At 36.4% G+C, this 24881-nt stretch carries 27 protein-coding genes; 15 read left to right on the top strand and 12 right to left on the bottom strand.

Annotated features, from left to right (window positions below; translation table 11 throughout):
* The first annotated feature begins 4 nt into the window (after positions 1 to 4).
* On the top strand, positions 5 to 355 hold the full coding sequence (locus CIG1485E_RS08040) for an MmcQ/YjbR family DNA-binding protein (RefSeq protein WP_038455281.1): 351 nt from the start codon (positions 5 to 7) through the stop codon (positions 353 to 355).
* Between the two features lie 7 nt (positions 356 to 362).
* Here the strand turns inward: CIG1485E_RS08040 and CIG1485E_RS08045 are convergent, their stop codons facing one another.
* Positions 363 to 1976, bottom strand: a complete 1614-nt coding sequence (locus CIG1485E_RS08045) for a sulfatase-like hydrolase/transferase (RefSeq protein WP_200876033.1) — start codon at positions 1974 to 1976, stop codon at positions 363 to 365.
* Positions 1977 to 2064: 88 nt separating this feature from the next.
* Positions 2065 to 2823 carry an exodeoxyribonuclease III gene (locus tag CIG1485E_RS08050; RefSeq protein WP_038455285.1) on the bottom strand — a complete coding sequence of 253 codons (759 nt, stop codon included), beginning with the start codon at positions 2821 to 2823 and terminating at the stop codon, positions 2065 to 2067.
* A 135-nt stretch (positions 2824 to 2958) separates the two neighbouring features.
* Here CIG1485E_RS08050 and CIG1485E_RS08055 point away from each other — a divergent pair, with 135 nt between their 5' ends.
* Genes CIG1485E_RS08055 through CIG1485E_RS08065 form a run of 3 tightly spaced genes read left to right on the top strand, consistent with a single transcriptional unit; the run spans position 2959 to position 5107 of the window.
* Positions 2959 to 4482: a phosphoethanolamine transferase gene (locus CIG1485E_RS08055; RefSeq protein WP_051870959.1), complete on the top strand. Its 1524-nt coding sequence runs from the start codon at positions 2959 to 2961 to the stop codon at positions 4480 to 4482.
* An 8-nt stretch (positions 4483 to 4490) separates the two neighbouring features.
* Complete coding sequence (locus CIG1485E_RS08060) at positions 4491 to 4853, top strand: diacylglycerol kinase (protein WP_038455289.1); 363 nt, start codon at positions 4491 to 4493, stop codon at positions 4851 to 4853.
* Entirely contained in the window at positions 4847 to 5107 is a 261-nt protein-coding gene (locus CIG1485E_RS08065; protein WP_144242184.1) for a replication/maintenance protein RepL, read from the top strand. Before CIG1485E_RS08060 ends, CIG1485E_RS08065 begins: the two co-directional genes overlap by 7 nt.
* Here CIG1485E_RS08065 and CIG1485E_RS08070 read toward each other — a convergent pair.
* Positions 5066 to 5629, bottom strand: coding sequence for a manganese efflux pump MntP (locus CIG1485E_RS08070; RefSeq protein ID WP_038455291.1), 564 nt, complete (start codon positions 5627 to 5629; stop codon positions 5066 to 5068). The two genes, CIG1485E_RS08065 and CIG1485E_RS08070, sit on opposite strands and share 42 nt — an antisense overlap.
* Before the next feature lie 81 nt (positions 5630 to 5710).
* Between CIG1485E_RS08070 and CIG1485E_RS08075 the strand changes: the two genes are divergently transcribed.
* A complete protein-coding gene (locus CIG1485E_RS08075; protein ID WP_038455726.1) occupies positions 5711 to 6616 on the top strand; it encodes a DMT family transporter in 906 nt (301 codons plus the stop codon).
* Here the strand turns inward: CIG1485E_RS08075 and CIG1485E_RS08080 are convergent.
* The 3 genes from CIG1485E_RS08080 to CIG1485E_RS08090 form a co-directional block, all read right to left on the bottom strand.
* Positions 6608 to 7414 (bottom strand): metal ABC transporter permease, encoded by an 807-nt coding sequence (locus CIG1485E_RS08080; protein ID WP_144242193.1) that lies wholly within the window; start codon positions 7412 to 7414, stop codon positions 6608 to 6610. The two genes, CIG1485E_RS08075 and CIG1485E_RS08080, sit on opposite strands and share 9 nt — an antisense overlap.
* Complete coding sequence (locus CIG1485E_RS08085) at positions 7414 to 8175, bottom strand: metal ABC transporter ATP-binding protein (RefSeq protein ID WP_038455295.1); 762 nt, start codon at positions 8173 to 8175, stop codon at positions 7414 to 7416. The genes CIG1485E_RS08080 and CIG1485E_RS08085 overlap by 1 nt, the downstream gene beginning before the upstream one ends.
* A gap of 105 nt (positions 8176 to 8280) precedes the next feature.
* Positions 8281 to 9168, bottom strand: coding sequence for a metal ABC transporter solute-binding protein, Zn/Mn family (locus CIG1485E_RS08090; RefSeq protein ID WP_038455298.1), 888 nt, complete (start codon positions 9166 to 9168; stop codon positions 8281 to 8283).
* Between the two features lie 145 nt (positions 9169 to 9313).
* Here CIG1485E_RS08090 and CIG1485E_RS08095 point away from each other — a divergent pair, with 145 nt between their 5' ends.
* The 7 genes from CIG1485E_RS08095 (at position 9314) to CIG1485E_RS09540 (ending at position 16412) form a co-directional block, all read left to right on the top strand.
* A complete protein-coding gene (locus CIG1485E_RS08095; RefSeq protein WP_038455300.1) occupies positions 9314 to 9664 on the top strand; it encodes a Fur family transcriptional regulator in 351 nt (116 codons plus the stop codon).
* Between the two features lie 74 nt (positions 9665 to 9738).
* Positions 9739 to 10452 carry a class I SAM-dependent methyltransferase gene (locus CIG1485E_RS08100; RefSeq protein WP_038455302.1) on the top strand — a complete coding sequence of 238 codons (714 nt, stop codon included), beginning with the start codon at positions 9739 to 9741 and terminating at the stop codon, positions 10450 to 10452.
* Positions 10449 to 11306, top strand: coding sequence for a cytochrome-c peroxidase (locus tag CIG1485E_RS08105; RefSeq protein ID WP_051870962.1), 858 nt, complete (start codon positions 10449 to 10451; stop codon positions 11304 to 11306). The genes CIG1485E_RS08100 and CIG1485E_RS08105 overlap by 4 nt, the downstream gene beginning before the upstream one ends.
* A complete protein-coding gene (locus tag CIG1485E_RS08110; RefSeq protein ID WP_038455303.1) occupies positions 11299 to 13743 on the top strand; it encodes an EAL domain-containing protein in 2445 nt (814 codons plus the stop codon). The genes CIG1485E_RS08105 and CIG1485E_RS08110 overlap by 8 nt, the downstream gene beginning before the upstream one ends.
* A gap of 12 nt (positions 13744 to 13755) precedes the next feature.
* Positions 13756 to 14424, top strand: a complete 669-nt coding sequence (locus CIG1485E_RS08115; RefSeq protein ID WP_038455305.1) for a carbonic anhydrase — start codon at positions 13756 to 13758, stop codon at positions 14422 to 14424.
* Complete coding sequence (locus CIG1485E_RS08120) at positions 14387 to 16261, top strand: mechanosensitive ion channel family protein (protein ID WP_038455307.1); 1875 nt, start codon at positions 14387 to 14389, stop codon at positions 16259 to 16261. The genes CIG1485E_RS08115 and CIG1485E_RS08120 overlap by 38 nt, the downstream gene beginning before the upstream one ends.
* The gene (locus CIG1485E_RS09540) at positions 16254 to 16412 is read left to right on the top strand and encodes a hypothetical protein (RefSeq protein ID WP_200876034.1); all 159 of its coding nucleotides are present in this window, start codon (positions 16254 to 16256) and stop codon (positions 16410 to 16412) included. Before CIG1485E_RS08120 ends, CIG1485E_RS09540 begins: the two co-directional genes overlap by 8 nt.
* Before the next feature lie 24 nt (positions 16413 to 16436).
* On the opposite strand, the gene aroC is transcribed toward CIG1485E_RS09540, so the two are convergent.
* From aroC to CIG1485E_RS08150, 6 genes are read right to left on the bottom strand one after another with little or no spacing between them, the layout of a single operon-like run.
* Complete coding sequence (gene aroC, locus CIG1485E_RS08125) at positions 16437 to 17507, bottom strand: chorismate synthase (protein WP_038455309.1); 1071 nt, start codon at positions 17505 to 17507, stop codon at positions 16437 to 16439.
* The gene (rnc, locus tag CIG1485E_RS08130; RefSeq protein ID WP_038455311.1) at positions 17504 to 18175 is read right to left on the bottom strand and encodes a ribonuclease III; all 672 of its coding nucleotides are present in this window, start codon (positions 18173 to 18175) and stop codon (positions 17504 to 17506) included. The genes aroC and rnc overlap by 4 nt, the downstream gene beginning before the upstream one ends.
* A 21-nt stretch (positions 18176 to 18196) precedes the next feature.
* Entirely contained in the window at positions 18197 to 18946 is a 750-nt protein-coding gene (locus CIG1485E_RS08135) for a PDDEXK family nuclease (RefSeq protein WP_038455313.1), read from the bottom strand.
* The gene (gene dcm, locus CIG1485E_RS08140) at positions 18939 to 19889 is read right to left on the bottom strand and encodes a DNA (cytosine-5-)-methyltransferase (RefSeq protein WP_038455315.1); all 951 of its coding nucleotides are present in this window, start codon (positions 19887 to 19889) and stop codon (positions 18939 to 18941) included. Before dcm ends, CIG1485E_RS08135 begins: the two co-directional genes overlap by 8 nt.
* Positions 19886 to 20308: a ribonuclease HI gene (rnhA, locus tag CIG1485E_RS08145; protein ID WP_038455317.1), complete on the bottom strand. Its 423-nt coding sequence runs from the start codon at positions 20306 to 20308 to the stop codon at positions 19886 to 19888. The genes dcm and rnhA overlap by 4 nt, the downstream gene beginning before the upstream one ends.
* Complete coding sequence (locus CIG1485E_RS08150) at positions 20286 to 21290, bottom strand: tetratricopeptide repeat protein (RefSeq protein WP_235183850.1); 1005 nt, start codon at positions 21288 to 21290, stop codon at positions 20286 to 20288. Before CIG1485E_RS08150 ends, rnhA begins: the two co-directional genes overlap by 23 nt.
* 75 nt (positions 21291 to 21365) lie before the next feature.
* Here CIG1485E_RS08150 and dnaG point away from each other — a divergent pair, with 75 nt between their 5' ends.
* Genes dnaG through CIG1485E_RS08165 form a run of 3 tightly spaced genes read left to right on the top strand, consistent with a single transcriptional unit; the run spans position 21366 to position 24876 of the window.
* Positions 21366 to 23000, top strand: a complete 1635-nt coding sequence (dnaG, locus tag CIG1485E_RS08155) for a DNA primase (protein WP_038455321.1) — start codon at positions 21366 to 21368, stop codon at positions 22998 to 23000.
* On the top strand, positions 23000 to 23989 hold the full coding sequence (locus CIG1485E_RS08160; RefSeq protein ID WP_038455323.1) for an argininosuccinate synthase: 990 nt from the start codon (positions 23000 to 23002) through the stop codon (positions 23987 to 23989). The genes dnaG and CIG1485E_RS08160 overlap by 1 nt, the downstream gene beginning before the upstream one ends.
* Complete coding sequence (locus tag CIG1485E_RS08165; protein WP_038455325.1) at positions 23986 to 24876, top strand: radical SAM/SPASM domain-containing protein; 891 nt, start codon at positions 23986 to 23988, stop codon at positions 24874 to 24876. Before CIG1485E_RS08160 ends, CIG1485E_RS08165 begins: the two co-directional genes overlap by 4 nt.
* The last annotated feature ends 5 nt before the right edge of the window (positions 24877 to 24881 follow it).

The raw sequence follows: 24881 nt of genomic DNA on the forward strand, positions 1-24881 counted from the left end.
ATTTATGACTAGAGAAGAGCTTCTAAAACATATCCATACCAAATTTAAAATCACTCCAGATTTTCCTTGGAAAACTTATCCAAATTTCGCTGTTTTCAGACACAAAAGCAATGAAAAATGGTTTGCACTTCTCATAGATATAAATGCCTCTAAACTAGGACTTGACTCTGAAGAAATCATAGAAGTGCTAAATATCAAATGCGAACCAGAGCTTACAAAACTATTGCCAAATGGTAAAAATATCTTCACTGCTTATCATATGAATAAAAACAACTGGCTATCCATAAGGCTGGATAGCACAAAGGGCGCGATGATCCACGACTTTTTAGACGATAGTTTTGAGCTGACAAAGTAAGCCAAATTTACTCTTTACTAGCTGATTTTAAATAATCATAAATATAACTTTTGTAGCTTTTTACAAGCTCTTTATTCTCACAATCATCCACGCCACCACAAAGTTTTTTCATCGCATAAATCGCCTCAAAATGCTCGTTTGGTTTAATTTGCATAAGCTCAAGTAAAGTAGCAGTATTTAGCCCAAGCTCTCCAAGATCATCCCAGATTGAAGCATTTATCTCTTTGCTACCTTTGACGTAAAATCCGGTTATAAAAAGCTGATTTTTGTATGGCAAATTTAGATCTTTTTCTTTAAATCCGAGCAATCCTTGGTGATCTCCAAAATACGCAAAGACATAAGGCTTTTTGCTACGTTGCATAAATTTATCAAAATCCATAGTCGCATTGCTAAGCTCTATTTGTCTTTCGTAGTAGTCGCTAAGCACAGTGTTTTTTAGTCCAAATTTAGGCTTTTCGTGTCTATTGTACGGGACATGCTCATTTATCGTTGTCGCATAGATAAAAAGCGGTTTGCTACTAGAGTGCAATTCATAAATTTTTTTTACACATTTGCTAAAATTCTCACTGCTAAGATGCCATAAATTTTTATATCCTTCACCGTTATCGCAATCCAAATTTGACGGATGATAGTACTTATCCACGCCCAAATCCATATAAGCATTATAAACATTGAAAAAATTTGGCAGCAAAGGATTTAAGGCGACTACAAAATACCCTTGCTCTTTTAGAAGTTTAGGGAGAGAATATTTGATATGTTTGGTTCCACTGTAAAAAATCGTCGATGAGCCACTCCCAAAATCATCAGGATTAAGCCCAGTAAGTATCTCAAACTCACTTCTAAACGTCTCTCCGCCAAAAGTATGAACCCTATTAAAGGCTTTAAATTTAAACTCACTACCTTCAAACATAGGGACTTGCTTTAAATTTGGCTCATATAGCGATGCATCAACTGTGCTTTCTTGCAGCCACAACACCAAATTTGGCTTTAAATTTGAGGTTTTATAAGGCTTCACATCTCTCATTTTTTCTTTGAAATATTCATAATTATCACCAAATTTAGGCGAGCTATATTCCAAGCTTCCAAACGACATAGCTAGATTCATACTTATCTCTTTTGCGTGAGGAAATGTTTTTGCCCAGTGCTCTTTCATAAGTTTTGTTTGGATCAAAAACGCATCTAAGAAAATCAAAAATATAAAAAACACCAAAAAGCCAAAACGTATTTTAAAGCTTGATTTTTTAGTATTTCTATACGCCCAAACCCCATACCCTAACACCAAAATATAAATCAAAATGATAAATATAAGGCTTTTATATTCAAACACAATAGGCCAGTTTGAAACATCAAAAAATACTAAAAAATCTGATATAAAAAGTGGTTTTTTATAAAAATGATATGTTAAATTTGAAAGATAATAAACACAAATCGTAAAAATAGAGCTAAAATTTATAGCTCTTAGCCATTGTCCGCTTAAAACAAATGCTGCCGAAAAAATCAGTAAAAATTGTATTGTGTTAAAGATTAACGCATAGGGGGGGGTAGCCTTGTATCTTGCTACAATAACCATGGCAAATATAAACAGTGCAAATGTAAAAAAATGTGAGATATACTTTTTCAAAATTTAAGCCTTTTTATAAATTAAAAAGGGCTATTCTAACCAAATATAGCACAAATATACATTAAAAATTTACACAATATAAGATGATTTACAGCTCTATCTCAATACCTACAGGACAATGGTCGCTGCCAGTTATATCGCTTAATATAAATGCGTCTTTGAGCCTACTTTTGAGATTTTGGCTGATGAAAAAGTAGTCGATTCTCCAGCCGACATTTTTGGCTCTTGCATTAAATCTATAGCTCCACCAAGAATATGCATCACTCACGTCACCATGAATAAACCTAAAAGTATCGATAAACCCCGATTCCAAAACGCGGTCGATCCACGCTCTTTCCTCAGGCAAAAATCCGCTTGTTTTGGCATTGCTTTTTGGATTTTTTAGGTCGATTTCACGGTGAGCTGTATTGACATCTCCGCAAAATATCACGCCTTTTCCTTGCTTTGTTAGCTCATTAATATAGGCTAAAAATTTATCATAAAACTCCATTTTGTGGCTAAGTCTGTCATCACCACTTTGTCCGTTTGGAAAATAGATATTAAAAAGCACAATATCGCCAAATCTATGCTCCAAAACCCTACCCTCATCATCATCAAAAAACTGCGATTTGAAGCTCGCACTCTCAAATTTAGCCAAGCTCATAACTCCACTATATCCGGCTCTTAAACCCGAATTTACACTTATATTTTCAAATCCAAGATTATAAACTTCGCTTGGCACTTTATCCGCGCTGGCTTTTATCTCTTGAAGTCCAAGAAAATCAGGATTTTGCTCTCCTAGCCACGCAAAAGCGTCTTTGCCCACGACTGCTCTAAGCCCATTTACATTCCACGAAATCAGTTTCAAAAATTTATCCTTTTATTTTTATTATAACTTTAAATTTAAAATATTTTTTTAAATTTACTAAGTATTAGCTGCGTAATTACCAAAACGTTACTAATAAAATTTATAATTCGACACTTTTTATTTCAAAGGATCATTGTGTCTATAAGCTCAAACAAATTTACCTTATATTTTGCGCTGTTTTTAACCTTGCTAAACTACAAATTTTTCGCCTACACTTTTAGCGTATCAAATTTGACAAATGACATTTTAGTTTTGGTCGCGATTCCATTTTTGATATTTGCTTTGATGGGCGTAGTTTTTGGGCTTTTATTTGTGCCGTTTCTCACCAAACCACTTAGCATTTTTCTAGCTGTCGTTGGCGTGATTGGCGCGTATTTTATAAATACTTATGGCACGATACTTGATAGCGAAATGATAAGAAATGCCGTCCAAACAGACACAAAAGAGGTGCGAGACTTGCTTAGCCTTAGTATGTTGCCTTGGCTGATTTTAGCCATTTTGGTCGTGGGTTTTATAATAAAAGTTAAAATTGTCTACAAACCATTTTTCAAAGAGCTTGCAGCTAAAGCTATTTTTGTGGTTTCATTTTTGGTTTTATTTGGCGTAGTTTTTGCCGCGCTTAGCAAGGATTTGGTGCCATTTTTTAGAAACCACAACGACATTAGATTTTACACCACGCCATTTTATCCCTTGTATTCAACTATCAAATTTAGCAAATCGCTTGCACCAAAAGAACCATTTAAACAAATCGGACTTGATGCGACCAAGAATGATGATACAAAACGCCTTTTTGTCTTTGTGCTTGGCGAGACTGCGAGAAGCTTTGATTATTCGATAAATAACTACTCTCTTCACGATACAAACCCATACTCAAAAGCAAATGATTTGCTTAGTTTCAGCGATTTTAGCTCATGTGGGACAAGCACAGCTATCAGCGTTCCTTGTATGTTTTCTAACTTCACAAGAAGTGATTTTAGCCCAAGCAAAGCCTCAAATACTGGCAATTTACTAGACGTCTTAAAAACCGCAAAAGTAAATGTCTCATGGCTAGGCAACAACTCTGGCTGGTGTAAAGGAGTTTGCGATAGGACAAGTGACTCAAGAGATTTTGGCGGAACGGATTTTGATGAAGTTATGCTTGAAGATGTACAAAAAAAGATATCTGACGCAAACGAAACTTCATTTATCGTTGTCCACCTCCAAGGCAGCCATGGGCCGACATATTTCAAACGCTACCCAAAAGAGTTTGATAAGTTCAAACCCACTTGCGACACTGCGACTTTAAAAGACTGTAGCCACGAGCAGATCGTAAATACATACGATAATACCATTTTATACACTGATTATATAGTAAATAAAATCGTTGATATGCTAAAAAACAATACCAAATTTGAAACTGGGCTATTTTATGTGAGCGATCACGGGGAGAGTCTTGGGGAAAATGGAATATACTTGCATGGTATGCCTTATGCTCTAGCACCTGAATTCCAGACCAAAGTCCCTGCAATGCTATATTTAGATGATGAAACAAGACTTGAAAAGCTAAGAAATTTAAAAGATAGCGAGCTTTCACAAGACTATATTTTTAGCTCAATTCTTGGATTTTTTGGTATCAAATCAGAGATTTATAATCCAAATTTAGATATATTTGCCAAATAAGGAAACCCATGAGAAACCAGCCAAAATACAACTTTTTTAAAAACACAAACTACGCAGTTGATGGTTTAAAAGACATCATCAAAAACGAAAAAAGCTTTAAAATAGAGCTTTTTTGTATAATTTTGCTTGCGATTTTTTCACTATTTTTGAAGTTGAGCCTAGCTCTTCATCTGCTTTTAATCAGCTCACTTTTTGTGATTTTGATAGTTGAGGCGATAAACTCAGCTATCGAAAGATGCGTAGATCTAGTCACAAAAGAGTATAACGAGCTTGCCAAAAAAGCCAAAGACGCTGGAAGTGCAGCTGTTTTTTTAAGCATTAGCTTGGCTAGTTTGATTTGGATTTTTGTCTTAGGAAGTCTGATTTGGTAATAGAGATTTTCAAGCAAATTTTAGGCGAAAAAAAGGTTGCCGTGATAGAGTTTTTAGCCAGCAACGCCTATGAAGATGGCACCATAAAATACAAAATAACTGAAATCTGCTCCGAACTAAATGTAAGCAAACCAACAGTCATCGAAACCCTAAAACTACTCGAACAAAAAGGCGTAATCAAAAAAATCAAAACCGGAGTTTATAAGCTCACTTTAGAGCCCCAAAAGCTGCAAAACCCCCAAATGCTCGGCTAAAATTTTAACACCAAGTGCTATAAGTATCACGCCGCCTAAAATCATGGCCTTACTCTCAAGCATATCGCCCAAAACCCTGCCAACAAAGCTCGCCGCCACACACAAAATAAAGCAAACCGCCCCGATAATCAAACAGGCTTCATAAATATTTGCATCACCAAAACTAAGCGTCACACCGACTGCAAGTGCGTCGATACTTGTGGCGATTGCTCCAAGCATAAGCATTCTGAGATTTAAATTTAGCGAACACTTAGGATCCATATCCTTGCTCTCTTTTATCATTTTTGCACCCAAAAACGTAAGAATCACAAAAGCGATAAAATGATCTATCGAAGCTATAAATTTAACAAAAGCAAGCCCAAAAACATAACCAACAGCTGGCATAATAGCCTGAGCCAGACCAAAAATAAACGACATTTTTAGCACGTCAGCCAAATTTAGATTTTTACACCTTGCACCATTTGCCATGCTTAAAGCCACGCTATCCATAGCTAAAGCAATAGCCAAAAAAATGATTTCCATTGATATCCTTAAATAAAAAGGCGTAATTATATCTTAAATTTTATTATGATAAAATTAACGCCATTTTGGCAAGGATTTGAGTTGAAAAAAAATATTGTAGCAGAGTTATTACTAGTTTTTGTGGCGATCTCTTGGGGCGGGACGTTTTTGCCTGTGGCTGAAGCGATAAAGAGTATAAATGTTTTTAGCTTTTTGTTTTGGAGATTTTTACTGGCCGTTATTTTGATGTATATTTTGACGATAAAAGTGATTAAATTTGACAAGATTTCCATTCTTTGTGGCTTGTTTTTGGGATTTTGGCTATTTGGTGGATTTACTTTGCAAACTTACGCGCTCAAATTTACTTATAGTTCCACTGTGGCTTTTATCACTGGGCTAAATGTCGTTGTAGTGCCATTTTCTATGCTTATATTTTTCAAACAAAGCGTCAATAAATTTGCATTTGCAGGTGCTTTTATAGCCATCATTGGGCTGTATTTTTTGAGCGGAAATGAAGGGCTTGGATTTGGGCTTGGAGAGAGTTTGGCTATAATTTGTGCTATTTGCTACGCCTTGCATATCGCATTTACTGGGGTTTTAGTACAAAAATGCAACATCTATGCCATGGTGGTTTCTCAGTTTTTTGCTGTGGCGTTTTTGTGCTTTTTGGGCGCGGTGTTTTTTGGGGAAGATAATGCTAAAAGCGTGCTTGGCGGGCTTGAGTTTAGCCTTGAGGCAGACTTTTTGATAGCCATTGTTGTTTGCGCTGTTTTTGCCACAGTGTTTGCGTATTTCGTTCAGACATACGCCCAAGTCTACACCACACCGACCAAAACTGCCCTAATCCTTACTCTTGAGCCAGTAAGCGCTGGGATTATCGGGTATTTTTTTGGTGGGGAAGTTTTGAGTATGGCTCAAATTTGTGGTGCTGTGGCGATACTTTTTGGGGTGCTTTTTAGCGAACTTGGTTCAAATTTAGTCAAAAACTCATCTATAAAATTAGACTGATTTGATTTTATAGATGATTTGAGTTAGGAAGAAAAACAGAGTCGCGACCAAAATAATACTAGCTCCACTTGTGAGATTATATGTGAAGCTAAGCCAAAGCCCAACAACTGTAAAAAATGCCGACGTAACAGAAGATAAAATCATCATTACACCTAAATTTGAGCTAAATTTCTCAGCGACAAATGGAGGAATAGTAAGCAGAGCAATAACCAAAATCAGCCCCACAACTCTTATAGTAGCCACCACGCAAAGTGCCATTAAAGCAGTTATTGCATAGTAAAAAACGCTAGTTTTCACGCCACGTAATTTTGCAAACTCACTATCAAAACTCACAGCGCAAATTTGCCTATAAAATAGCAAAACAAAAAGTATAAAAATAACGTCCAAAATAGCCATAAAATACAAATCACTCTTTGGAACAGCCAAAATCGAGCCAAAAAGATAACTCATCAAATCCACATTATATCCAGGCGTAAGATCGACTAATATAATACCAAAAGCCATACCAAAAGCCCACAAAGCCCCGATAATGCTATCGACTCGCTCTTTGTTTTCCATGCTTATAAATGCTATCAAAAGCCCAAGAGCTACAGCAAAAATACTCGCTCCAAGAAGCGGTGCAAATCCCACAAAAAACGCCAGCCCGATCCCGCCATAAGCCCCATGTGCCACGCCACCAGCTATGAAGGTCATTTTGTTTATGATAGTAAGCGAACCAATAATCCCACAAGCAATGCTTACTAAAATGCCAGCTATCAAAGCATTTTGCATAAATTCATAGTTTAAAATCGCATCTATCAAAGTGTTCTCCATTTTGTGTTACAGCCACATTTTTTTAGGGCAAGTTCGACGTCACAAAAATGCTCGTGGTTGTGACTTAGATGATTGATAAAGGCTTTATTATCACGAAATCCACCAACATCGTGCAAAAATATCTTTTTATCCACGTAAGCGACCAAATTTGAAAAGTTCAAGGCCATATTTATATCGTGGCTTACCATTATTATGCCTGTTCCTTGCTTGTTTATTTGGGATAAAATAGAGTAGATTTCAGCCTGACCACGTGCGTCTATACTGGCTGTTGGCTCATCTAACATCAAGACTTTTGCATTTGCTTGGAGCGCTCTAGCGATATAAACTCTTTGCCTTTGACCGCCACTGAGCTCACTTATACGCCTATTTGCAAACTCCTCCATACCGACTAAATTTAGAGCTTTTAGAGCCTCTTTTTTGTCATTTTTACTATAAAAACCAAATATTTTTTTATCTATTCGCCCCATCAAAACGACTTCTAAAACGCTGATTGGAAATGCCGCATTTACTGGTATATTTTGCGGGACGTAGCTTGTGTCTGCTTTTTTAGGGTTTTTGCCACCGATCAAAATCTCGCCGCTACTAGGCTCCAAAAGTCCAATCATAAGCTTTAAAAGCGTGCTTTTGCCACTTCCATTTGCACCGATTATACTAAGAAAATCTTTCGTATCATACTCTAAGCTTACGCCGCTTAAAACCTCGCTATTAGCGTAGCTAAAGCTCACATCTTTTATCTGTATTTTCATAACACAATTACTTTATTTGACACCATAAATACTCCAAGCTAGCCGTTTCAAAGCTAAATTTGAAAGTTATTTTAGCGTTTTTAAATTTAAAATCCAAAATTTGCACTAAAATGACTCTTTAAACGCCCTTATAGTCTCTTGCATACTGCTCATCCAATCGCTTGGTAGCTGGTCGATACTAACTACTTTTGCACCAGCTTCTTTGGCTATTAGCAAGGCTGATTTTTTAGAAAACTGAGGTGAGACGAATATCACTTTTACGCCCTCTTCTCTAGCTTCACTTATCAAGCTTGCAAGCTCTTTTGGTTTGGGCTCTTTTCCCTCTACTTCGATAGGGATTTGCACTAGATTATAACGCTTTGCAAAGTATCCCCAAGACGGATGATAAACTATAAAATTTCTATTTTCAAGCCCATTTAACTGCTCTTTTGCAAAACTATCAAGCCCATCAAGCCTGACTTCAAATTTAGCCAAATTTAGCTCATACAAAGCCCTATTTTGTGGATATTTTGCTATTAGTGCGTTTGCTATATTTTTTGCTTGGATTTTTACTAAAACTGGATCAAGCCAGATGTGTGGATCAAGGCTAAATTTAGCATTAGCTTCATCTTTTTGGTGGGTGTGTTTTGCGTGTTCTTCTTCGCTCTCATTTTCATGGTGAGCGTGATTTGACATTGGCAAATACTCTACATTTGCACCAGTTTGGACTATTTGCATATTTGGAAAATTACTTACTAATTTGCTTAGCCAAACTCTCTCATAATCCATTCCAGCGGCAAAAAATATATCACTTTTTTCTACTAATCTCATCTGCTCGGGGCGCGGCTCATAAGTATGCGGATCTGCGCCACTTCCTACCATCACATTTACCTCCACGCTATCTCCTGCGATCTGCTCTACAAAGTATTTAGTCGGCAAAATGCTTGCAGTCACGACTGGTTTTGCATAAATACTTATGGCAAAAAAGCATAAACAAGCTAGGAATTTTTTCATTATATAATCCTTTTAAATTTGATAAAAATTGCGAAATTATATCAAATGCAACTTAGTTGCAACTTAACTTTTTATCATAAAACAAACCACAATCTTAAATTTTAATTTTTTTTATGTTATCATACTAAAAACTTTGGATAAAGATATGGATGGAGCAACTTTTTTAAACGAACACTCTATAGCGCCGACGCCCATTCGGGTCAGCATCATAGAGATTTTACAAGCCAATGATAAACCCATAAGCTATGATGAATTTCTTACAAAAATCAAAGCAAACAAAACGACTATCTATAGAAATTTAGATATTCTTTTGGATAAAAATTTGATTATCAAAAATGAAATAGACCATAAAAGTTTTTATGAGCTTGCAGACCACGCAAAAGCGTATTTCGTCTGCGAAACTTGCCATAAACTTGAAGAAATAGAGCTTCCAAAACTTCCTGGAAAAAGCGTCAAAAGCGTAGTTATAAAGGGACTTTGTGAAAAATGTAGTTAAAAATTTAATAGCTTATTTGGGCTTAAGTTTATTTTATATACAATTAAATTTCATCTTAACAAGAAAGGTAAATTTTGGAAAATATCTGGGATAAAAAGTCAAAATCATATCCAAAATTTACAAATAGCTTGAGCGAATTCCAAATAGAATTTTTTGATTTTTTGGGAAGCTCTGGGGTTGATTTTAGCTCCAAAAGTGTCGTTGATATTGGGTGTGGGACTGGAGTTTATACTCTGTATATAGCCAAATTTGCGAAGTCTATTTTAGGCGTGGATACAAGCCCAAAAATGCTAGAAATCCTAAACCAAACAGCGAGCGAATTTGGGATAAAAAACGTCCAAACAAAAGTAGGAAGCTTGCAAGAAATCAGCGAAAATTTTGATATTTCGTTTCTTACTATGTCACCAGCCCTCAAAGATGAAAACGACTTTGCAAAGTTTTTAAGTCTTGGCAAAACTAGAGTTTATATGAACTGGCAAGCCCAAAGAAGCTCAGATTTGCTTGAGCCGTTTTTTGCTAAATTTGGTAGAAAAAACTCCCAAAATACGGCTTTGAAATTTGAAAACTACCTCATAAAAAATAAAATAAACTACAAAAGCACTGTTTTAGAAGAGTTTAGAACCGCCAAAAGAGATTTGGCAGCGACATTCGAAAACGTGCTTTGGCATCTTGAGATCAATGAGTGTAAATTTGACAAAAACGAAGTCTTTGAAGAGTTAAAAAATTTAGTAAAAGATGGCTTTATAGAAGAAAATTTAAGCTCATCAATGAAAGTTTTGGTATTATGATAAAAACGCTATTTTTGGTAATCTTTTTGCTTATTTGTCCAGCTTTTGGCGAAGTAAGAAGCACTATGTTTACGCCTATTGTAAAAATGCCAAAATATGATAAAGAAAAAGCCTTGCTTGGCAAAGCTCTTTTTAGCGATATAAGGCTTAGCACGGATAAAAAAACATCTTGCGAAATGTGCCACAATATCGTGCAAAATAAGAGCCTTACATCAAACAATATGTACCCAAACCCACCTACTTTGCTAAATGCGTATTATAATTTTTTGTACTCATTTGATGGTTCACAAAGAGATCTAAAAATCAAGATAGAAGACTCTTTTTTAAATCCCACAGAGCTTGGAAGTAGCAAAAAACTAATAATAGAACGCATAGAAAAAAACCCAAACTATAAATTTAAATTTAACCACCTTTATGGCGAAGTGACTTTTGAAAATGTCGTTGATAGCGTTTATGAGTTTATAAAAGCGTTAGTAACGCCACTTAGCAAATTTGATATGTATCTTGATGGCAACGAAACTGCCTTAAATAGCGATGAAAAAAAGGGCTTTGATCTCTTCATTCAGTACGGCTGCTCGAACTGTCACAACGGCATAAATATAGGCGGAAATATAATTAGCAGGTTTTTATCCACAGACAAATATCACAAAATACTCATAAAAGTGCCGACTTTGAGAAACATAGCAATCACAACGCCGTATTTTCACGATGGCAGCAAGTCATCACTATACAACGTAATACAATTCGCAGATAAAATTTTAGTCAGAAAACATATGAGTAATGAAGAGTATGAATACTTGCATAAATTTTTCCTTTCTTTAACAGGTCAAACTCCGGAGATATTATATGAATAAAAAATATAGCATAGGCAAAATCGTCGTTGTCCTCATAATCACACTTAGCATCGCTTGTGGATTTTTTATACTACAAACCAGCAATCTCATCATCAAAAACCACGAGTGGAACTCAAAGATTTATGAAATAGATAATATCAACAAAAAAATAGATTTAGAGCTTAGTAAAGAGCTTGTTATGGTAAATTTCGATAACTTAAATATAAGTATCAAAAAAATTTATGAAACTCTATCAGAAATGAAAAACTCAAACGACTTTACCAAATTCTTTTTTATCGCAAAAAACAAAGAGTTATTCGATCACATAGAAGCCATATTCAAAAAAAAATCAGACCTCATACAACAGTATCAAACGCTAAAATCCCTAAACGGCGACATAGTCGTATATCTTGGAGAAAATCTTAAATTTACTAAAAATATAAACATCACAAGTGCGCTTTATTCGAGTTTGATTTTAAATAAATTTGGTATAAAAATAGACGAAAAAACGTTTGAAGAAGACTCAAAAAGGCTTTTAGAAAATGTAAAAGACACTGGCAGTATCGACTATATATTTTTAACAAAAATCAAAGATGCAATAGACCATCTACACACATTTTCTAGTCTAAATATCAAAAACCATGAGCTAAACATAGAGACAAATTTAATCCTTCTAAACAAGGCTTTAGATGAGTATTTCAAAGAAAATACACAAACTATGGTTATGGCTATATTGCTTTTATTTTTAATTATTCTTATCTCATCTATTAGAAATATCTATCTAAGCCAAGCAAACAGAACGAGCGTAGCGACTATAATGCAGTTTAGAGAGCTTATCAAGCTAGCTCCAGACTCTATCGTCATGATAAATAAAAATGGCAAAATAACATACGCAAATGAAGCTTTTGAGCTGCTTAGTGGATATAAATTTGAAGAGGTTAGAGGACGCAATATCGCATTTTTAAGCAATAACGCCCAGCACCAAAACACATACGAAACAATACTAAAAAATATCCAAACAAAGCAATCTTGCAAGTACGAAAACTTCATCTCAAAAACCAAAAATGGCATACTTGCTTATGGAAATATTGTAGCTGTTCCTAGCTTGGATAGCGATTTTGACGTAAATGGAGCCATAATACTGCGAAAAGATACAACAAGAGAGAGGCTCATCACAAAAGAGTTAAATTTCAAAACCCAGCAGATCAAAAATACCTCACTCACAGACAGATTAACTGGACTTGGCAACCACATCGCACTTATGGAAAGGATAGATGACAAGAAAAAAGGTATTATTATTTATATCAACATCAATCACTTTACAAATTTAAGATTTTTTTACAAAACCACCACTGTGGATCTGATACTTGTAGCTATCGCTGAGACTTTGAAGCTTTGTGTTGATACTTATAAAATGAACTCAACCATATACAGAATCCAGCTTGATGAGTTTGCTATATGGTATGATGGAAATAATGTCCAAAAAGACATAGAATACATAGCAGAATACATCAATGCAAAAAACATAGATATAGCCACTGATGATGGTAGGGAAATTCTACCAAATATTGATATAACAATGGGTATAAGCACAGATCAAGACACGCAAAACACAAATAGACTAACCCAAGCCATACTAGCTCACCACGAAGCAAAAGCAAACGACCTTACAGTAGCGTTTTATCAAGACAACAACCAAATCGAACAACAATACCACAAAAACCAGCTCATCACTAGAATGATCCAATACGCTCTAAACCAAAATAGCGTTATAGTAGAATGTCAAGGAATATTCGATGTCCAAAGCAGCAAAGAGCCTAAAATTTGGTCGTATGAAACCTTAATCCGTATAATAGACAAAGACGGCAAGATCCACTATCCAGGCGAGTTCTTAGACATAGCCAAAAAGACTTCGCTCTACACAGCACTAACCAAACAAGTCATAAACAAAGCATTTGACCTTGTTGAAACCTTTGAAGATAGGAAGTTTTCGCTCAACCTTTCTAGTATCGATATGGTAAATGAATCAGTCAAAAAACTCTTCATGCAAAAGCTAGAAGCTTGCTCAAATCCAAATCACATAACAGTAGAAATCCTAGAAAGTGAAGGTATAGACGACTATGACTCTATAAATCCATTTATCGAAGGTATCAAAAATCACGGCTGCAAACTAGCTATAGATGACTTTGGTAGTGGATATTCTAACTACTACCGTATGCTAGAGCTAAACATCGACTACTTAAAAATCGACGGTTCAATCATCAAAAAACTACCATTTGACGAAAATGCAAGAAGCGTTGTTCAAACTATAGTTGAGTTTTCAAATAGACAAGGATACGACGTAGTCGCAGAGTTTGTAGCAAGCACTGAGATTTTAGAACATATTAAACATTATGGTATAAAATACGCGCAAGGATTCTTGCTTGGCAAACCAACCCATCCAAAAAACATTGACTAGATAGGAATTTATATGCATGATGTCATCAATGGCGCTGTTAAATTTATGGAAGAGGATTTCTTAGAGCATAAACAACTCTTTGAAAGTCTTGGAGATAAGCAAACGCCTCATACGCTTTTTATCGGTTGCGCAGATTCTAGAGTGGTTCCAAATTTAATCACAAACACGCTTCCTGGCGAACTTTTTGTCGTAAGAAATATAGGCAATATCGTGCCGCATTACCGCGTGAGCGAGGAGTTTTTGGCTACGACTTCAGCCATAGAATACGCTATAAACGTCTTACAAATCAAAAATATCATAGTTTGCGGACATAGCAACTGCGGTGGCTGCCAAGCCTTGTACGATAGCGAAGAAAAGCTAAACAAAGTCCCTACTGTAAAGCGTTGGCTAGCACTAATTAGTGATATCAAAGATGAAGTTTCAAAATACAAAAACCTGACTCCAGCCAAAAGAGCTTGGATAACTGAACGCCTAAATATCATCAACTCAACAGAAAATCTCCACACATTTCCATACGTAAATGAAAAAATACAAAGCGGAGAGCTAAAAATTTATGGTTGGCACTATATCATCGAAACTGGCGAAGTATACAACTACGATGAAAAAACAACAAGCTTCCAACTACTTGAAAAGAGCATAGACTATGACAAAATTTATAACCAAATTTTTGCTGATTTTTAGTATCTGCTTGTCTGCTTACGGACAAGATAAAGATAAAAATCTTATAGATGTAATAACCGAAATCAAAACAATAAATCATCAAATTTTGATTATCAAAGATCAAAATAAAGACAAAAATGGCACAAATCAAGAGCTAGATGCGGTCACTTTGAAAAAACAAAGGCTTTTAGAAAGCATTTCGGTTTTTATCACCAACTACTCAAAAGCAGATATAAAAGAATTTGACTCCTTAAAGCAAACGCTAGATAAAAGGATAAAAAACTACCAAGAAGGCTCCAATAAATACATACAAACCAAAATAGAAATCCTAAGCCTAGAGATCAAATCTAGCTTTTATAACGCTATGCTAAGCTTAAGCAACGCATTTAAAGCAAACGCCGATCAAAGCGAGATAAACTCCATACTCCAAAACGGTATTATATCGGTTCAAACAGACAGCTATCATGATTTAAAAGCTCTAAAAGACAGTCTAAGCGAAACGAACAAAAGCGATTTTAGCGACTTACTGCTAAATTTAGATATCCAAAAACAAACCTACGAAGAGATCCTTAGCTACCTAAGCAGCCATTCTGATTTGCTAGCTAGCAACTTTTTATTTTCAAGCCTAAATTTAAAAGTCGTGATAAACTACATAAATGAGCTAGTACCATTTGACACAAACAAATTTAACTTTGGCAAATTTATACTAATTATTGCTATATTTGTGTTTTTTATATCTCTTCGCAAATCGCTTTCTAAGATCATATTTGTGCTATTTACCATATTTTTACACAAAGAAAAGATAGAAAACCAAACCCTAAGAGAGCAGTTCATCTCTATCATAAGAAGACCGATTTCAGTGTTTTTGATAGCGTATTCTGTCGATGTGTGTTTGAGCGTATTTTTCTATCCAAGCCCAGTTCCTATAAGGATCGCAAATTTATTTGTCATCATCTACATCGTGCTTATTTCGTGGCTGTTTGTCGGAATGCTTGATGGCTATGGCATGGTCGCACTAAGCAAATTAGCTCAAAAAAGTGGCCGCAAAGAAGTGGTAAATTTAATCATTAAAATTCTATATTTTATCATTATCATTATAGCGATTTTGATGATTTTAAGCAGGCTTGGATTTGATATAAGCACGCTTATTGCTTCACTTGGTATTGGTGGTCTTGCTGTAGCTCTAGCTACAAAAGACATCATAGCCAACTTTTTTGCTTCGATTTTGCTTTTGTTTGACAACTCATTTAGTCAAGGCGATTGGATAGTTTGTGCTGGAGTGGAAGGGACTGTCGTCGAAGTAGGACTTAGAAAGACGACTATAAGGACATTTGACAACTCCTTAGTATTCGTGCCAAACTCAAAGATAATGAGCGAAAATGTCAAAAACTGGAACAGAAGAAAGATAGGCAGGCAGATAAAAATGAGTATAGGTCTGACCTATTCTAGTACTCCAGCACAGATAAAAGAGTGCATAAACGAGATAAAAACTATGCTCCAAAACCACCCAGGCATCGCAAAAAGTGGCGAAGACAGCGCCCTAAACTCAAAAGACGTCAGATTAAAATATAAGCAAAATATGGTCTCAGTAGATGACCTAGCAGGGTACAAAAGCAACCTTTTTGTAGTCCTTGATGAGTTTGGCGATAACTCCATAAATATCTTGATATATTGCTTTAGCAAAACTGTGATTTGGGGAGAGTTTTTAGAAACCAAACAAGATGTAATGCTAAAAATCATGGATATTTTAAGCAAGTATGAAGTGGATTTTGCATTCCCATCTCAAAGCTTATATATTGAAAAATTACCAAAAATTGAGTATGATTTTATAAATTCAAAGGAGAGTAAAAATGCGTGATGAATTTGATGAAGTAGAAGATGAAGAAATAGACGAAAACTATGACGATGAGGGCTTTGACGAAAAGTCAAACGGCTATGATTATAATTACGATGAAAACGACTATGACTACGACGATAGTGATAGCGATGAGGAGACTTATGAGTATTAAATTTAAGCTCAAACGAGCTTAAATTTAGCTGTATATTTTCTTTAGATTTTCTAGTTTGCTACTTGCATTTAGTAGGAGCATATCGGCTATGACTAATCTTGCCATAGCTGTAGCTACCACGCTTCCACGCACGCCGATACATGGATCGTGTCTTCCACGTAACGCACATATCGTATTTTCGCCACTTAAATTTAGCGTTTCTTGATCTTTAAATATGCTTGGAGTTGGCTTGAAGTATGTTTTGATCACGATTTGCTCGCCATTGCTTATGCCTCCAAGTATCCCACCGCAGTTATTTGAGCTAAATTTACCATCTCTCATTAAGTCGTTATTCTGACTGCCAAGCATTTTGCTAGCCTTAAATCCAGCTCCGATTTCTACGCCTTTTACGCCGTTTATCCCCATCATGGCTTCAGCCAATCTCGCATCAAGCTTGTCATAAAGCACCTCGCCAAGCCCAGCAGGAGCATTATTTATCACAGTTAGCACGCTAGCCCCGATGCTATCGCCGTTTTCTTTGGTTTGAAGTATGAGATTTTTACCAGCCGTGTCAAGCTCCTTATCAAGGGCGAAAATCTCGCTCTCATCAGCAAAATCAAAATCCAAGCCCCTAGCCTCCAGATCGCCTATACCAAAAACTCCACTTCTCACGCTCACGCCAAACTCGCCTAAAAGCATCGCTGCGATTGCCCCACCAGCCACTCTTACTGCTGTTTCTCTAGCTGAGCTTCTGCCGCCACCCCTGTGGTCACGAATACCAAATTTAGCAAAATACGTGAAATCCGCGTGTCCTGGACGAAATAAATTTTTGATATTGTCATAATCTTTTGAGTGCTGGTTGGCATTAAATATCGCAAAACCTATTGGCGTCCCAGTGCTAAGACCATCAAAAACGCCACTTAGTATCTGCACTGCGTCAGCTTCTTTTCTGCTAGTTGCGTATTTGCCACCTGGTTTTCTTTTATCAAGTTCGCTTTGCAAAAACTCAGCGTCTATTCTAAGCCCAGCAGGCACGCCGTCCAAAATACCGCCAATAGCCACGCCATGGCTCTCGCCAAATGTAGTTAGTCTAAATTTGCTCCCAAAAGTATTCACTCTTCAATCCTTTGTAGCACAATAAGCGCCGCACTTTGCTCTGCTTCTTTTTTGCTATTTCCACTTGCACGCGCCAGCTCTTTTTCGTTTAAAAAAACCGCCATTTCAAAGATTTTTTTATGATCTGGTCCACTTGAGCTAATCAGCTCATATCTTGGAGTTACACCAAATCTAGCTTGAGTTATCTCTTGGAGCGCTGTTTTATAGTCCTTGCCAAGGCTTTTTAGATCTATGCTTTTGTACTCTTTTTCTAAGATTTTTATGAATATTTCTTTGACTTTTTCAAGCCCACTTTCTAAATAAATCGCACCCATTACCGCTTCAAAAGCGTCACTTACTAGGCTTGGCTTATTTCTGCCGTTGTTGTTTTCTTCGGCAGTTGAGAGATACAAAAAGCTACCCAAGCTTATCTGAGCGCTCAAATTTGCAAAGCTTTTTTCGCTCACTAAAGCAGCTCTTAGCTTACTTAGATTTCCCTCATCTATATTTTTAAATTTTAGATAAAGATACTCGCCGACTATTAGATCTAGCACCGCATCGCCCAAAAACTCAAGGCGTTCGTTGTTAAAAGCTGCTTTTGTGCTTTTGTGAGTCAAAGCCTCTTTTAGCATATTTTTGTCTTTAAACTCGTAGTTTAAAAGTTTTTCTAGATTTTGAAATTTATCCATTTTGCACCTTCATTGCTTCGTTTATATGTCAAATAATAAACACGGATTTATCTTAAACTGTAGCATTTTAGCTGTATCTCTGCCACCATCTCCACCTTTGCGTTGGATTGTGATTTTGCCAAATTTGATTGAACCCTGTTTGCTTACGCAAACTTCACCATTATAAAAGTTTATTACTTCATTTATTGGTTTTAAAACCCATTTTACCACATCGCCACTTATTCGTAAAATTACCAAAAACCACTCACTAGCAAACTGACCACGTCCTTTTAAAATATCACACAAAATCATCGCTTGATTATCTTTAAACCATTTTAAAAATTCATTTTGTTCGCTATCGCTAAACTCATCTACAAACATCCGTTTTTTGTTTTTACTACCTTGTCTTGGTGGTAATTCGCCTGTAAAAAGTGCTAAAAGCTCATAAATATGTTGTGGAATTTGCCAAATTTCATTGTAACTTTTGAGCCACCTTTTATCGATTTGATTAAAGCCTCGTGGGTTTGAAACTAATTTAACTTGTATATTTTGTATATCGACAAGAGACTTTAGCTTTATTTGAACACTTATTGAGACTTGAATATCAGCTTTAAATTGCCCTTTAATCTTTTGAGCTTTAACAAATTCTATCTCATTTAAATTATAGCCCATTGCCAAAAGCCACGCACGAGCCAACTCATTAGTTTCCCACGCATTAAATGTAGCCACGGCAAAATCTTCATTTTTAAACCCGTTTTTTGCCGTTTGTGAACCAAGTTCTACTTTATCCATTTATCAACCTTTTTACTATAGCTTCGATCACATTTACACTCATTGCATTACCGCATTGTCTTAAAATATCGCTAGTTTTTAAATTTACTATTTTGTCATTTAAATTTGTCAATTTATCAAAACCTTGCAGTTTTAAGGCTTCTATGCTGCTTAATTTATAGAGTTCTCCTTGAAATACATATAAAATCCCCTGTCTATCTCTTCTAAGAGTAGGACAAGTATCTTTATATATTCTTAAATCACTCTGTCTAGTATCGACTATCACGAAATCATCTGCTAAGATTTCACTTAAATTTATACGATTTTTATTGTATTTATTATTTATATATTTTACAAAAGTTGGACTTTGCTTATCAAATTTATTTTCTACTTTTGGGCTTAAAAAATCTTTTAACTCAGATTGCTTTTCTACCAAATCATCAAAACTAAAATTCTTTTCAATATCATTCCTAATACCAATAAAATATATGCGCTCTCTACTTTGGGCTAATCCAAATTTTTTTGAATTCAATACTTTGTAGCTAACTTTGTAACCACAGTCTAAAAGCAATTCATTTATGATTTTTAATGTCCGACCTTTATCGTGATTTACAAGTCCTTTTACATTTTCAAGTATAAAAAAACTTGGTTTTTTAGCTTTTAAAATATCTACTATATAAAAGATTATTTGCCCTTTTTCTTGATTTTGTAGACCTTCTCTTTTGCCATTTATACTAAAACTTTGGCAGGGAAAACCACTTATTAAGATATCAAAATCTATCAAATTTTGTGGATTTATCGCTGTAATATCACCCAAATTTAGTTCACTTTTTGTATTGTAAAAAGTAGTATAGGTATTTATGGCTTCTTTGTCAATCTCACTAAAAGCAAGACATTTTAAACCGTTTAACTCAAGTCCTAAACGACCACCACCAATACCAGCACAAAAGTCTATAAAAGTCATTCTTTTACCTTCATTGCTTCGTTTCTTGCTAGCGTGTCGCACTCTTCATTTTGCGGATGTCCGTTGTGGGCCTTGACCCAGTTCGCACTGACTTTATGTACTGATAAAAGCGTACAAAGCTCTTTCCAAAGCTCTACATTTTTTACGTTTTTAAAGCCCTTTTTTATCCAGTTTTCAAGCCACAAATTTATCGCATTTGCCACGTATGAGCTATCTGTGTATAAATTTACTATACAAGGCTCTTTGAGTGCTTTTAGCCCTTCTATTACAGCTTTGATTTCCATTTGATTGTTTGTCGTTAATTTTTGCGAACCGCTTGCTGATTTTTTGAAATTTCCATACTCAAGTATGTACGCCCAGCCACCAGGTCCTGGGTTTCCAAGACAGCTTCCATCGCTAAAAAGGCATATCGTTTTCACTACTCTCCTTTGTTACTTGAGTGCTTATTTTCACGCTTCCAAGCCTAGCGCAGTTTGGACATCTGTAGAAAAATAGCGGATAAGTCGTCTTGCATTCATTGCAAAAAAAGTTAAAGCTAAGAGTTGCGTTTATGCCGCTTTTTTTGGCGCTATTTAAGACGCTTAGGTTGAAATCTTTGATCTCCACTTCATCATCTATAAGCCCTTTTGCTTTAAACAGTGCCTTAAACTCATCGTCACCCAAATTTACAGCTTCATTTAGCCAAAAAACAGTGTCTATAGACTGATTTAGACTTGGGAACTCTTTTAAGCCACTTAGTGGCTCGTGATTTTTAATAAACTGCTCCAAAGCCACTCTTTTTAAAAGTGGAAATTCAGAGCTGAGCTTTAAAATCTCATCTATTTTTTTGGCAAATTCCATTTTTTGTGAGCAGACGATGAGAGCCTTTGTATATGCCACTTCAGCGCCCACTTCAGCGCCTTGCTCATCAAGAGCGTCAAGTGCCTCAAGGCAGTTTTCATACATTTTTAGCTTTTCATAAACCACGCTTAAAAATCTAAGAGCCTCATCGTTTCTAGGGCTTAGCTTTAAAGCCTCCAAAAACACATCGCTAGCTCGCTTCAAAAATCCAGCTTTTAGATAAATTTTACCCAAATTTACCAGCAAAAACTCTCTTTGCTTTTTGTCTTTTACCTTGCTTAAAGCTATCAAATACACGCTTATGGCTTTATCAAAATCCCCACTTTTAGAAAAGGTTGATGCCAAAATCCCAAGAGAACTCACATCTATGCCAAGCTCCAAAAGTAGCTTTTTGTGCTCGTCGCTAAGACCCGTTGTTTTTTCAAATTTTTTGACAAATTTTTCTATATTGTGCTTCTCATCTTTCGCACCCAAAATGCCCCAAACATAGCTCAAAACAGCCACTAAAAGAAGCACGCCAAAAAGAACAATCACGCCAAAAATAGGGTCACGATACCCCACAAAAAAGAAATCCAAAGTCGCTAGCCTGTGTTAAATTTAAGCCCATTATAGCAAAGAGTTGGTATAATCTCGCTTATGATAGAACCAAGTAGCATAGAAAATTTACTAAATACCGTTGATATAGTCGATGTCGTGGGCAACTATTTGCCACTGAAAAAATCAGGGCGAGATTTCGTGTGCGTATGTCCGTTTCACAATGACAAAAACCCGTCCATGCACGTAAGCTCATCAAAAGGGATATTTCACTGTTTTTCTTGCAAGGCTGGCGGAAATAGTATCAAATTTATCATGGATTATGAAAAATTAAGCTACCCTGAAGCCATCGAAAAACTAGCAAATATGTACAACTTCACGCTCTCATACACGACTAGCAAAAACGAAGTCGTATACGACAAAAAAATACTAGAAAATCTAAATTTACACTACAAAAGTTTGATTTACAAAAATAAAGAAGCACTTGATTATCTTCATCAGCGTAAAATCACAGACGCTTTGATAGAAAAATTTGAGCTTGGCTGGGCAGGAGATAACCAAAACACACTAAATTTACTCCAAAATCTAAACATAGACCCAAAAGAAGCCCTAAACGTCGGCGTAGTCAAACAAAACGAAACCGGACTTTACGCAAGCTTCATCAACCGCATAACATTTCCTATCTACAATCATCTTGGCAAAATCGTAGGCTTTGGAGGTCGCACGATAAGTAATAATCCTGCCAAATACGTCAATAGCCCACAATCAGCGATCTTTGACAAATCCAAGCTATTTTACGCTTATGACAAAGCCAAAAACGAGATTTTTAGCAAAAATGAGATAATCATCTGCGAAGGCTACATGGACTGCATAATGCTCCATAGCGCTGGTATTAGCAACGCTGTAGCTGTGCTGGGCGTGGCTCTGACTGAGAAGCATATTCCGCTTTTAAAGCGTGGCGATATCAAGGTCGTTTTGTGCTACGATAGCGATGAAGCGGGCGTAAATGCGGCGTTTAAAAGCTCAAAGCTTCTAGCCCAAAATGAAATAGACGGCAGAGTTGTTTTAATAAGTGGTGAAAAAGATCCAGCCGACATGGTAGCAAACGGTAAGTCTGTAGAGCTCAAAACCATGCTTAGTGGCGGCGTGGAGCTTGGAGAGTTTTATATAAAAACCCTTATCAAAACGCTAAATCCAAAAACTCCATTAGAGACCGCAAAAGCCCTTGAAAACGTGCAGGAATTCACAAAAAGCCTAAATGAAATCGTGGCGAACTCTTATACTCCACTTGTCGCCTCACTTCTTGGGCTTGATCCATCAAGTTTCATGCTTGGAAATGGCAAATTTAGATACAAAAGGCAAGAGAGAAAACCTGAGACTTCAACACCCAAAAAAGACCTTTTGGAGCTTGCAATACTAAAAAATATGTTAGCTAGCGATAAGTTTTTCGAGCTTGGCAAGAGTGAGCTAAGTGCGGATATGTTTTTATCTCATCCTGAGATTTACACAGCAGTTGTGGGGGCAAAAAATCCAAATAATCCTTGCATTAGAGAGCTTGAGCTAAGCGATAATTTAGAAATTTACGCAGGGCTTGATGAGTTCAAAAAAGCTCTAAATATCCTAAAATCTAGCTTTTGCGATAAGGCTATAAAGCTCCTTGCAAGCAGCAATGATGAGCAAAAATACGAAAAAATCGCCAAGCTTCAAAATCTCAAAAAACAACTAAAAGGAATCTAATGAAACGTAAAAAATGCCTTGCGCTTTTTAGCGGTGGGCTTGATAGTATGCTGGCAATTAGGCTCATAAGCGACCAAAATATAGCCGTCCATGCCCTAAATATCGACATCGGCTTTGGTGGCGATAAGGATAAATTTGAGCTGATGAAAAGACGCGCAGCTATGGCTGGAGCTAGTTTTGAAGTGATTAATATGAGAAGCAAATACCTCCAAGACGTGCTTTTTAGCCCCAAATTTGGCTATGGAAAGCAGTTTAATCCTTGCATTGACTGTCATGGATTTATGTTTCGCACGGTTATTTCTATGCTTGAGCATTACGGCGCTGATTTTGTCATAAGTGGCGAAGTAGTCGGTCAAAGACCAATGAGCCAAAGAAATGACGCTATGGTTCATGTCAAAAATCTAGCCTTAGATAGCGATGATATCGTGCTTCGCCCACTTTGTGCTAAGCTACTTAAACCAACCAAGCCAGAGCGTGAGGGCTGGGTCGATAGAGAAAAACTCCTTGGGCTAAATGGTCGTGGCAGATCGCCCCAACTCGCCCTTGCTAAAGAATTTGGTTTTGAAGACTATGAAAGCCCAGCAGGCGGCTGTCTTTACACAATGGAAAGCTTCTCAAACCGCATTCGCGACTTTATTAAATTTGATAAAGAGATGAGTGAAGACGACTTGCAAAGCCTACGTTATGGTAGACATTTAAGGCTCCCAAATGGCGCTAAAATGATAATCGGTCGCGATGAGAGTGATAATCTCGCCCTTGAAGCGTTAAATTTAGATAAAATGAATAGCATAAACTTTGATCTAATCGGCGCTCATTCATTCATATCAAAATATGCAAACGATGATGATTTGACGCTTGGAGCAAGGCTCGCTCTGACATATACCAAGTGCGAAAAAGGTGTGAAACACACAGCCACAATCGGACAAAAAGAGCTTGAAATAGAGCCATTTGAGAGCAAAAACGCAGCAGCTGAGTTTTTCATCAAATGAGTTTTAAAAAAATCTATATCGAAATCAGTGATATTTGCTCTTGCAAATGCTCGTTTTGTCCATCGCCTATGAGAGTGGAGCATCGTGGCGTGATGAGTTTAGCACTATTTGAGCGAGTTTTATCTCAAGTAAAGCCACTTTGCAAACGCATTTGTTTGCACGTCTTAGGCGATCCACTTGAGGTGAAAAACTTCAAAGATTACGCTGATTTAGTGGCTAAATTTAGGCTTGAAATCGACCTAGTCACGACTGGCAAAAATCTCAAAAAAGATAGTTTCGCCCTGCTCTCTTCGCCACCATTTCACCAAATTTCACTCTCTTTGAGTGCGTTTTTTGATGAAAATAACCATTTCAAAGAGGATTTCATCTCAAATTTACTTGCGTTTTGCGACTACAGTGTCGCCCAAAAAAGCGATGTTTTTGTAAATTTAAGAGTGCAAAGTGAGTTTTTGCTAAACCAAAACCCAAAAATGCTAGAGCTTTTTGACTACTTACAAAACCATTTTGGATTAAATTTGCAGCCAAATTTAGATGAGATAAAAGCAAATTTCCAAAGCCAAATTTACCCTAAAAACACCAAAATCCGCCTAGCTAGAAAAGTTTTGCTAAACTTCAAAACCTCATTTAACTGGAAAAATGGGGACGCAAACAGCTCACAAAAACGCTGCCACGCACTCACTCATCAACTAGCCATTTTGAGCGACGGGACAGTCGTGCCGTGCTGTATCGACTGCTTTGGCGTGATAAATTTAGGTGATATAAAAAGCTCAAATTTAAACGAAATCCTAAACTCAAAACGAGCCTTAGACATAAAAAATGGCTTCCAAAACGGCGTCGCCAACGAGCCACACTGCCACAAATGCACCTATCCAATCGGCGTAAGTTAATATTA

Source organism: Campylobacter iguaniorum, from assembly GCF_000736415.1.
Classification (GTDB): domain Bacteria; phylum Campylobacterota; class Campylobacteria; order Campylobacterales; family Campylobacteraceae; genus Campylobacter; species Campylobacter iguaniorum.